The sequence below is a fragment of the Streptococcus australis genome, assembly GCF_015553625.1.
Lineage (GTDB): Bacteria > Bacillota > Bacilli > Lactobacillales > Streptococcaceae > Streptococcus > Streptococcus australis_B.
This window is the reverse complement of the sequence record NZ_JADNGY010000016.1, coordinates 1-3,953: the sequence shown is the minus strand read 5'-3', so window position 1 is coordinate 3,953 and position 3,953 is coordinate 1. Positions and strand designations below refer to the sequence as shown.

Annotated in this window: 4 protein-coding genes; 2 read left to right on the top strand and 2 right to left on the bottom strand. The window is 44.7% G+C overall.

Going from position 1 to position 3,953, the window contains the following annotated elements; translation table 11 throughout:
* Positions 1-113: 113 nt before the first annotated feature.
* Together I2D56_RS09715 and I2D56_RS09710 are read right to left on the bottom strand one after the other, a co-directional pair.
* Positions 114-1,202: a DEAD/DEAH box helicase gene (locus I2D56_RS09715; RefSeq protein ID WP_195348430.1), complete on the bottom strand. Its 1,089-nt coding sequence runs from the start codon at positions 1,200-1,202 to the stop codon at positions 114-116.
* 1 nt (position 1,203) lies between these two features.
* Complete coding sequence (locus I2D56_RS09710) at positions 1,204-2,181, bottom strand: Gfo/Idh/MocA family protein (protein ID WP_195348429.1); 978 nt, start codon at positions 2,179-2,181, stop codon at positions 1,204-1,206.
* A gap of 208 nt (positions 2,182-2,389) precedes the next feature.
* Between I2D56_RS09710 and udk the strand changes: the two genes are divergently transcribed.
* Together udk and I2D56_RS09700 are read left to right on the top strand one after the other, a co-directional pair.
* On the top strand, positions 2,390-3,025 hold the full coding sequence (udk, locus tag I2D56_RS09705; RefSeq protein WP_023026667.1) for a uridine kinase: 636 nt from the start codon (positions 2,390-2,392) through the stop codon (positions 3,023-3,025).
* A 68-nt stretch (positions 3,026-3,093) separates the two neighbouring features.
* Positions 3,094-3,765 (top strand): YoaK family protein, encoded by a 672-nt coding sequence (locus I2D56_RS09700; protein ID WP_125374217.1) that lies wholly within the window; start codon positions 3,094-3,096, stop codon positions 3,763-3,765.
* Positions 3,766-3,953: the final 188 nt, after the last annotated feature.

Genomic DNA, 3,953 nt, shown 5'->3' with positions numbered 1-3,953 from the left:
AGTAGGGCTGTAAAAGCTGATGAAATCAGCGTAGTAGAGCCCACTCAACCACTGCGTCTTGCTCGACAATCCAAAGACAATTGAGAGGCTAGGACTTTTGTCCCAGCCTCTTCTTATTCCTCGCCTATATAAAGTTGAGCTCCCTTGAGAATCAAAGGACGAACGGGGGTTAATTTTTTTAAACTTTTCAACTCTTCTGGATGGCTGACCAAGGTAATGACATAGCCCTCTTTGCCCATGCGTCCGGTCCGCCCAGATCGGTGGATGTAGGTTTCGGCATCTCGAGGGACTTCATAGTTTACGACACATTCTAGGGAGTCGATATCAATTCCTCGTGCCACCAAATCGGTTGCCAGAAGGAGTGTCAACTGGTGGTCCTTAAAGCGTTCCAGAATGACTTTACGGAACTTGACATTAACGTCACTAGCAAGTGAGACAGCGCTAACTTCCCGGTATTGGAGTTTTTCTTCGGCGCTTCCCAGGTCTGACAAGCTGTTGAAGAAAACGAGCCCACGAAAGTCTTCGACATTGGAGAGTTTTCTGAGGAGTTCGACTTTTTCTCGCTTATCCACTTCCATATAGAAGTGCTGGATATTGTCCAAGTTTTGTCCTTCCACTTGAATGGTTAGGGTATTGGGTTCGATTTGTTCTGGATCAAACTTGGTCGTTGCACTCATATAGATAAATTGATGATCTCGGGGTGCGTAGTGGCAAATCTTATCGACAAAGTGATACTGAGAGTCACTAAAAAGTTGGTCAAATTCATCCAGGATGATGGTATCGACATTCATCATCTTGATTTTTTTTAACTTGATCAATTCAAAAATACGGCCTGGAGTACCAATGAGGATTTCGGGTCCTTTTTTTAGGCGTTCGATTTGCCGCTTCTGACTAGAGCCAGAGAGGAACAGTTGGGCACTGAGTCCTAGAGGTTCCGCCCATTGTTTGGCAACCTCAAAGATTTGTCCTGCCAACTCTGTGTTGGGTGAGAGGATCAACAATTGTTGCGCTTTTTTAGGTTTTAGCTTGAGAAGACTAGGGAAGAGATAGGCCAGGGTCTTTCCGGTTCCTGTCGGGCTGACTCCAAGCACGTTCTCCCCTTGAGTAATAGGCTCAAAGAGGCGTTCTTGGATTTCAGTGAGTTGCTCAAAGCCAAGGGTTTGAAGTTGCTCTTGCCAGAGTGGTGGAAATGCTAGTGTCATATTAGTTTTCGTCCTTAAAGTGTATTCCAGCATCTTGGCGCATAGCGTAAAGGGTTTGGTGTACCATCTGTCCAGTTTGGAGCCAAGTCTGGTAAAGAGTCGGATTGCCTTCTGTCATCATGCTAGCAAAGGCCTGGGCTTCTTCTAGCATGTTATGAGAGGCAGGAGTGATTGGGAGCTGGTAGCTGTTTCCAGAATGGTCTTGAAAAAGAGCCTGGCTAACGGCTTCGATCCCACTAATGAAGAGGGTGCCGTCTGTCGTATAGATTTCAGCAGGTAGATTACTGGTCACATCTTTGCCGGCTTGAATGCCAACGACAAAGTCAGAATAAACCAAGCTGCCATGTCCGTTCAAATCGATTGAATTAGGCAATTGCCGCGCCTGATAGGTTACTGATTCAGGTTGACCAAAGAGGCCAATTGCAAAGTAGAGAGGATAGACACCCAAATCCATAAGGGCACCACCTGCAAATTGATCGGAAAAAATATTGGGAATATTCCCTTTTAAGAACTCAGGCATCTTAGAAGAGTATTTGGCATAGGTCATGTGGCCACCCAAGATGGTTTTGTCTTTGAGAAAGTCTTGGATGGTCTCAAAGGCTTTTTCATGATAGTTGCGAGCAGCTTCAAAGAGATAGACCTGGTGTTCATTAGCTAATTTGACCAGTTCTTTCCATTCCTTGGGAGTGGTGACGGCCGGTTTTTCAAGGATGACATGTTTCTTAGCCAAGAGGGCTAATTTAGCCTGAGGATAATGAAGCGAATTGGGACTAGCAATGTAGATAACATCCAGGTCACTATCTAAAAAGGCAATCAGGTCATCATAGAGAGCCACTTGTCCATAGGGTTGAGAGAAGCTACGAGCTTTCTCCAAGGTCCGTGAATAGACCGCACTTAACTTATATTGGGCAGTTTTGTTAGCTGCATCTAAGAAAGAGTGGGAAATGGCACTGGTGCCGATGATACCGAGTTTTAGCATGGCAGCTCCTTTCAATCAGGTATTTACTGGTTTCATTATATCATGTTTCATCCTAAAAAGATGGAATGGGCCTTTCTAATTGGGATGGAGGATAGGAGGGAAGACCTTCTGGAAAGTTAATGGAAATCCATAGAAAAAAAGTTTAAGTCGTGGTCAAGAGACCGCTTTTGTGATAGAATAAATAGGATTATAGAAAATGGAGAAGATGATGCGAAACAGACCAATTATTATCGGTGTAACAGGTGGTTCTGGTGGGGGGAAAACCAGTGTTTCTCGTGCAATTTTATCCCACTTCCCAGATGAAAAGATTGCTATGATTGAGCACGACTCTTATTATAAGGATCAAAGTCATTTAACCTTTGAAGAGCGGATTCAGACCAACTACGACCATCCCTTTGCCTTTGATACCGATCTCATGATCGAGCAAATCAATGAGTTGTTGGCTGGCCGTCCAGTGGATATCCCAACTTACGACTACGCAGCGCATACGCGTAGCGCTAAGACTTATCGCCAGGAGCCTCAGGATGTTTTTATCGTTGAGGGGATTTTGGTCTTGGAGGACAAGCGTCTTCGTGACTTGATGGATATCAAGATTTTCGTTGATACCGATGATGATGTGCGGATCATTCGCCGGATTAAGCGGGATATGGAAGAGCGTGGTCGGAGTTTGGACAGTGTCATCGATCAGTACTTAGGAGTGGTGAAACCGATGTACCACCAGTTCATCGAGCCAACCAAGCGCTATGCGGATGTCATCATTCCAGAAGGTGTGACCAATACCGTAGCCATTGATTTGATTACGACCAAGATTGAAAAGATCTTGAGCGAATCACGTGAAGGATAAAAATAATAAGTGATGAGAGGTTAGAAAGTAGTGTTCCAGCCTCTTTTCCATGACAAATAGGGAGAAAAATGAAAAAGTTAAGAAGGGAGTTTCACTCCAGAAGTAAGGCCTTTGCCTGCCTACTGACCATGTGTGCAGGCTTTTCAGATGCCTACACCTTTATCGAAAGAGGAGGGACCTTAACGGCGGGCCAAACTGGGAACGTTGTCTTTCTATCCGTTGGTTTAATTGGCCATGAAATCGCGGATGTGGAGGTCAAACTAGCAACCATGTTGGCCTTTATGATCGGGATTTTCTTGATGACCGTCTTTCAACGCTTCTTTAGTCATTCCGTTTGGCGACTCAGTACCTTGGTGCCCATGGTTTTGACGACCTTAGTGGCAGGATTTCTTCCCAAAGAAGTGCCCAATGTCTATATTGTGCCATTCTTTGGGCTGAGCTTGGGGATTGTAGCCATTTCCTTTGGAGAAGTAGATGGTTACACCTACAACTATTCCTTTATGACAGGGAATCTCAAGAAGACCATGGTCGCTTACGGGAATTTTGTACGGGATCGAAAGATAGAGTTTTTCTGGGAATCTCTCTTTATGACTTCCTTGATTGGAAGTTTTGTGGGTGGAGCTATTCTATCTACCTTCCTCATCCAATATTACGGACTTCGGACCATCTGGTTTGTTTCCCTTGTTCTGACCATTTTTCTTGCTTATCGTGCCATTCAATATGTTCGAAGGGATATCTAGTTACATTCAAATAGTTTTATCAATCGAGGCTGGGACAAAAGTCCTAGCCTCTCAATTGTCTTTGGACTGTCGAGCAAGACGCAGTGGTTGAGTGGGCTCTACTACGCTGATTTCATCAGCTTTTACAGCCCTACTCAACTGTGCGGAGGTGGGACGACGAAATCGAATTCTAACGAATTACCGATTTC